This window comes from Bacillus luti (genome assembly GCF_001884105.1).
Taxonomy (GTDB): domain Bacteria; phylum Bacillota; class Bacilli; order Bacillales; family Bacillaceae_G; genus Bacillus_A; species Bacillus_A luti.
In genome coordinates this window covers 20,769-27,113 of record NZ_MACI01000042.1, presented here as the reverse complement: position 1 = coordinate 27,113, position 6,345 = coordinate 20,769, and the positions used below count along the sequence as shown (strand labels likewise).

Annotated in this window: 5 protein-coding genes; 1 reads left to right on the top strand and 4 read right to left on the bottom strand. The window is 40.7% G+C overall.

All coding sequences use genetic code 11. The annotated features are described in order from the left end of the window. Positions 1-272: 272 nt before the first annotated feature. From menB to BAQ48_RS09690, 4 genes are all read right to left on the bottom strand, one after another. A complete protein-coding gene (gene menB, locus BAQ48_RS09705; RefSeq protein ID WP_016079909.1) occupies positions 273-1,091 on the bottom strand; it encodes a 1,4-dihydroxy-2-naphthoyl-CoA synthase in 819 nt (272 codons plus the stop codon). Positions 1,092-1,160: 69 nt separating this feature from the next. Further along, the gene (gene menH / locus BAQ48_RS09700) at positions 1,161-1,973 is read right to left on the bottom strand and encodes a 2-succinyl-6-hydroxy-2,4-cyclohexadiene-1-carboxylate synthase (protein ID WP_071710905.1); all 813 of its coding nucleotides are present in this window, start codon (positions 1,971-1,973) and stop codon (positions 1,161-1,163) included. Beyond that, positions 1,970-3,724 (bottom strand): 2-succinyl-5-enolpyruvyl-6-hydroxy-3-cyclohexene-1-carboxylic-acid synthase, encoded by a 1,755-nt coding sequence (gene menD, locus BAQ48_RS09695; RefSeq protein ID WP_071710904.1) that lies wholly within the window; start codon positions 3,722-3,724, stop codon positions 1,970-1,972. The genes menH and menD overlap by 4 nt, the downstream gene beginning before the upstream one ends. Beyond that, positions 3,721-5,115: an isochorismate synthase gene (locus BAQ48_RS09690; protein ID WP_071710903.1), complete on the bottom strand. Its 1,395-nt coding sequence runs from the start codon at positions 5,113-5,115 to the stop codon at positions 3,721-3,723. The genes menD and BAQ48_RS09690 overlap by 4 nt, the downstream gene beginning before the upstream one ends. A gap of 194 nt (positions 5,116-5,309) precedes the next feature. Here BAQ48_RS09690 and BAQ48_RS09685 point away from each other — a divergent pair, with 194 nt between their 5' ends. Beyond that, positions 5,310-6,263 (top strand): 1,4-dihydroxy-2-naphthoate polyprenyltransferase, encoded by a 954-nt coding sequence (locus BAQ48_RS09685; RefSeq protein ID WP_071710902.1) that lies wholly within the window; start codon positions 5,310-5,312, stop codon positions 6,261-6,263. The last annotated feature ends 82 nt before the right edge of the window (positions 6,264-6,345 follow it).

The window sequence follows — 6,345 nt, the reverse complement described above, 5'->3', positions numbered from 1 at the left end:
TTTATTGGCGAGCCGCTTCCGCTTTTGATCACGTCCAGCTACAGCGGCTAGAATGTTCGGTGGCTTCACTTCTTCCTACGAGGCAAAAAGCGCCTCTACGTCAGAAGCTCCATCCCCCTCACATTCTGAACGAGCTGCTTTCGCTTTTGATCACATCTAGCTACGCCTCCTAGCCCCTTCCGTCTAAGAACCTTCCGCACGAGAAAGTAAAAAACACTTTCTGTGCGAAAGAACCTTAGCCTACGAGGCTAAACAGTCGGCTCCGCTTTTGATCACGGGAAACGAGGGAATTGACCGAAGTCCGGACTGCGTTTTTCTTTGAACGCGTCACGACCTTCTTTTGCTTCGTCAGTTGTGTAGTACAATAACGTTGCATCTCCAGCTAGTTGTTGAATACCAGCTAGACCGTCTGTGTCTGCGTTGAATGCAGCTTTTAGGAAACGAAGTGCCATTGGGCTGTTTGCTAAGATTTCTTGTGCCCATTGTACTGTTTCTGCTTCAAGCTCTTCTAATGGTACTACTGTATTTACTAAGCCCATATCAAGCGCTTCTTGTGCATTATATTGACGGCATAGGTACCAAATTTCGCGAGCTTTCTTGTGGCCTACCATACGAGCTAAGTAACCAGCTCCGTATCCACCGTCAAAGCTTCCTACTTTAGGACCTGTTTGTCCGAATACAGCGTTGTCTGCAGCGATTGTTAAGTCACATACGATATGAAGTACGTGTCCTCCACCGATTGCATAACCTGCCACCATTGCGATAACTGGTTTAGGAATTGCGCGAATTAGACGTTGTAAGTCTAATACGTTTAGACGAGGGATTTGGTCGTCACCTACATATCCACCATGACCGCGAACTTTTTGGTCGCCGCCAGAACAGAATGCACGTCCACCTTCACCTGTTAAAATGATAACGCCAACATTTGCATCATCACGAGCATGTGCAAAAGCGTTGATTAACTCCATTACCGTTTTTGGACGGAATGCGTTATGTACTTCAGGGCGGTTAATCGAAATCTTTGCGATACCATTGTATGTTGAATAAATAATATCTTCGTAATTGCCTTCTTTTACCCATTCAATAGCCATTACAACTACCTCCTTGTATATTTCTGATCTCCTCTATAAGTGCGTCTTCCTTCTTAGATGAAAAAAGCATCACTGCATAGTTTTTAGAAATCCCTTTACTATTGTATCAAACTTTTCCGGTTGTTCCACATGAATTGCATGGCCAGCACCATCAATTTTGACAAATTTCGCATCAGAGACGCATTTTTCGATGTTTTTTAATATGCGAAAGAACTTTTCATCATGCTCCCCGTTCATTAAAAGAACAGGCATTTTTAAGTTTTGCAGCTCGTTCCACCATGAAGGCTGAGCCCCTGTTCCCATGCCGCGCAAGCTATTTGCAAGTCCTTTTGGATCGTTAGCAAGTCGTTCCTTTCGCACTGCTTCTTGTACGTTTTTTGCTAAACGTTTTTGCGTTTCAAACAGCGGAATATTTTCCCACATTGTTACAAAGCTTTCGATGCCTTCTCGCTCGATTTTATCGGCAAGTCGCTCATCTTTTTCCAGGCGTTCTTCTCTCTCATCTTCACTTTTGAGCCCAGCTGTACAATTTTCTAATAAAAGAGAATGTACATACTCTGGATATAGACATGCCATCGTAATCGCCAGTCTACCGCCCATTGAATAGCCAAGTATGTGCGCTTTTTCAATATGAAGGTAATCTAGTAGTTCTTTCATTTGCAACGCTGCATTTCGAATATCATAATGCATTACATCTTCAGGGCTTTCCGTTTTTCCATGCCCAACAATGTCTACTAAAATGATTTGAAACTGCTCGCTCCAAGAAGGAACGAAGGAACGCCACGTTTCCATGCTTCCCGTAAAACCATGAAGAAGTAGAAGTGGTTCCCCGCTTCCGATTACTTCATATTCATACGATACACCTTGCAGCGTTACGTTCATTTTGATTCACCTTGCAACGATGTAGTAATTACGTCCTGCGTTTTTGCCCATAATGTACGGTGCAATGTTAAGTTTTCATCACGATTTGTACAAATTTCTACAACATGTAAACCTTTCGCCCTTGTTCCTTTTTGTACCTCTTCACGGAATTGCTCCCAACCATTTACACGGCTAAATGAACCACCATACATTTTGACAACATGCTCATAATCAAGACCAATTGGAGTTCCAAATAATGATTCGAAATGTTCCTTTTTCTCATACTGTGGTAAGAATGAGAAAATACCGCCACCATCATTATTTACAACGACAATTGTTATATTTAATTCGTGTAATTTTGCGGCTAATAATCCGTTTAAATCGTGATAAAATGATAAATCACCGATCACTAATACGAGCGGTTCACAAATAATGCTCGCTCCTAAAGCTGTCGAAATGATTCCATCAATCCCATTTACACCGCGGTTTGCCATTACTTGAATATTTTTATCCGACGTAAAGAAAAATGAATCTGTATCACGAATTGGCATACTATTACTCGCAAATAATGTTGCCCCTTCTGGTAATACGCGGACAATATCCGTAATAACTTTCCCTTCAAATGCCGTTTCATATGTTTCCATTTCACGAAGCGTTTCCTTCGTTTTTTCGTTTATATGTTTCCACATTTGAGACCAATCATTCTTTTCCATAGCTGGCATTTTTTCTATTAGTGCCTTACAGAATGCAACATCACTTGCTTGTACAACTTCTGTTGCAACTAGAGCTGGATCTCTCCATTGTCCGGATTCATCAACAACGATATGAACGGCTTTCGTTTGTTTTTTTATGAACTGCGTTAATGCTTTCGAAACAGGCATTCCACCAAAACGAATAATCACATCTGGCTTCCACGTTTCTTTTAACAGTTCATTTCGTAAAAATGTATCGTAACAGTCGATTACCATCGTTTTATCGTGATATCCACTACGGATGTTAGAAAGTGGATCTGCTAATATTGGATATCCTGTTTTCTCAGCTAGTTGCGTTGCAAACGCTGCGATTTCTGAATGACTATCATCCCCACAAATAATAAGCCCCTTTTCCATATGTGAAAGGCGCCCTACAAGAGAATCTACATATTCACTCGGCATCGTCACGTTCCCTTGCTGAACTACTCCTGTATATTCCCCTCGTCCTTTATCCCATAAACTTTCTAATGAAAAGTCCGGGATAAGCGGTTCACGAACTGGAAAATTAAGATGAACAGGTCCTTGCGGCGCTAAACAAGCATTTGCTATCGCACGCTGCGTTGTCATCCGGGCGTAATGATACATCACTTCACTCGTTTCTGGAATTGCCATCTCTGTAAATTGCTTCACAAAAGTGCCGTATAAATTGAATTGATTCATCGCTTGTGGTGCACCCACATCTCTTAATTCATGTGGTCTATCCGCTGTTAAGATGACAAGTGGCACTCGTGAATGAAAAGCTTCACATACAGCAGGATAATAGTTCGCTGCCGCTGTTCCTGACGTACATAATAATGCTACTGGACGCTTCTTCGCCTTTGCGATACCAAGCGCAAAAAAACCTGCAGACCTTTCGTCCACATGTAAATATGTGTTCATTCCTTCGTGTTGTTCCATTAGTAAAGCAATCGGCGTTGACCGTGAGCCTGGACTAATGACAACATCACATACATCTAGACGCGTCAGTTCATCCACGAACGCGCCTAAATAATATGATAATGCTTCTATATGATTGTTCATTTCATTAATTCCTCCAAAGCACCAAGCATCGGTCTAAACTTCAAACTTGTTTCTTCATATTCAAGTTGCGGTACTGAATCGATTACAATCCCGCACCCGGCAAATAAGGATGCTTTCTCGCCATTTAATAAACCACAGCGAAGCGCAACCGCGAATTCACCATTTCCTTCATCATCTATCCAGCCAATCGGTGCACCATATAATCCTCTGTCTAACAATTCCACATCACGAATCAGTTTCATCGCTTCCAAACGAGGTGTCCCGCCAAGAGCTGGTGTTGGATGTAATTCTTCTACCATTGTTAAAAGACTCGCATCGCCTTTTGCCTCTACAGGCGTATATAAATGAATTAAGTTTTTCGTTGTTAATAAGCCAGGGCTTTCCGGAATATTAACGGATTCGCAATGCTCATTTAATACCGACCTGATCATATTCACAACATAACCGTGTTCAGCTAAATTCTTTTCATCATGAAGAAGCGTATTACCATTTCGTTCACTTTCTTCTATAGAATGACCATGACCGATTGAACCAGCAAGACACATCGATGTAAATTTCTCATCTTCCTTACGAATCAATCGTTCTGGCGTCGCTCCTAAGAAGCATGCTCCTTTATAATCAAAAGAAAATACGTAACAATCCGGTTGTCCCATGCGAAGCGCTTCTAAAACAAGAGCAGAATCAATATTTTGATTCATCTCTACTTTTAACTCTCTCGCTAATACAACCTTCTGTACGTTCCCCTGCTTCATCTCACCTTGCACTTTCTCAATGGCCTTCATCCAGCCTTTCGGATCCACTTCTATTTTAGAAGTAACTGTTAATTTCGATCCTTCTAATGCACATTTACTCTCCCCAAAAATTTTCTCTTCTAAAGAAACAATTTCGTTATAAAGAGTATCTGCACAATCTGTCGCTGAAACAAATGTATTCATCGTTAACCATGCTTTTTCATTTTTTACAGTTAATAAAAATGCTGGTAGTGAAAACGTCGTATTTTTAAATTCTTTCCATAAGTCCGTTTTCTCTTTTTCTGGATCAAATGAAAATCCACCAAATAAAAGAGGCCCGGTACCAAATTCATATTTATCCCTTTGTACAATTGCTTTCTCTTTTACTTTCTTCCACTCATTACGAGCAGTTTGAAAGCGCTTATGAGAAGAATTGGCTATAGTGAAAACAGAACCAAGTCCTGCAAATATTACATGCTGAGCTGGGTCTGCAAAATAACATCTATTTTCGAATGAAGTCCTTTTTCCTGCTGCATAAAACAGAAGTGGATCCACCCAGTCTATTTGTTTTACAAAACTAACTAATGTTTTTTCATTAGTTGCACGCTTAATGGCTGCAATCAAAACCTCTTGCAAGCCTTTTTGTTTCGTTTGAATCACAATTGTCTCCCCCCTATGGGCGAAAAATAGTCATAATTACGCTTGATTTTAAGATACACCTCAAACGAAAGGCCTGTCAACGTTTAGCATTTCTGAGAAATTCACCTTCTCTTCCTAGAAAATAAACGTTGACACTAAATGATGCTTTTTCTACACTTAATTGTGTACAATATGTGACCTAAGGAGGATTCAACATGGAAATGAACGTCGAAACGAATTCCTCTCCTACGGCGCCAAAGCCAAGTAAACAAACAGGCTGGCGCATTTGGTGGAGTTTACTACGTCCCCATACATTAACAGCCGCTTTCGTTCCTGTTTTCATCGGAACAGCATATGCGATGCAGGTCGGCGGTATAAATCAAATACATCTTCCTCTTTTCTTTATGATGCTTCTTGCTTGTCTTCTCATTCAAGCAGCAACGAACATGTTTAACGAATACTTTGATTATAAAAGAGGATTAGATCATGAAGGTTCAGTTGGTATCGGCGGCGCTATCGTTCGCGATGGTATTCAGCCCAAAACAGTACTGAACTTAGCATTTGGATTTTTTGGTATCGCAATGTTATTAGGTGTTTATATTTGTATGAACTCTAGTTGGTGGCTTGCTGCAATCGGTCTTGTTTGTATGGCCGTTGCTTACCTTTATACAGGTGGACCAATTCCAATTGCATATACACCATTTGGAGAACTAACAGCAGGATTATTTATGGGCGTCATTATTATCGGTATTTCATTCTTTATCCAAACTGGAACTGTAACATCAGAAGTCATTTTACTGTCTATCCCAAGCTCCATTTTAATTGGTGCCATTTTACTAGCTAACAACATTCGTGACTTGGATGGCGATAAAGAAAACGGTCGTAAAACGCTAGCAATTCTCGTTGGACATGAAAGAGCCATCGGTGTTCTCGCTTCTATGTTCATCGTTTCCTACATTTGGACAATTGCTTTAATTATTGTGAACATCGTATCACCATGGATGCTCATCGTATTTCTAAGTGCCCCGAAAGCATTTAAAGCAACAAAAGGTTTCATCGGCAAAAGCCTTCCAATGGAAATGGCACCTGCGATGATTGCAACAGCAAAAACAAATACAATTTTCGGTCTCCTCATGGGAATCGGATTATTGCTTGGATATTTCTTATAGAAAGGAGCTGCTAACGCGGCTCCTTTTTCATATACCAATTTCAGCTCATAATTCCTACTCGCAACGCTCATACTATGTAAAG

Excerpts from the sequence above, each read along its gene's own strand:
- menB (WP_016079909.1), bottom strand. The coding sequence starts at position 1,091 with ATGGCTATTGAATGGGTAAAAGAAGGCAATTACGAAGATATTATTTAT.
- menH (WP_071710905.1), bottom strand. The coding sequence starts at position 1,973 with ATGAACGTAACGCTGCAAGGTGTATCGTATGAATATGAAGTAATCGGA.
- menD (WP_071710904.1), bottom strand. The coding sequence starts at position 3,724 with ATGAACAATCATATAGAAGCATTATCATATTATTTAGGCGCGTTCGTG.
- BAQ48_RS09685 (WP_071710902.1), top strand. The coding sequence starts at position 5,310 with ATGGAAATGAACGTCGAAACGAATTCCTCTCCTACGGCGCCAAAGCCA.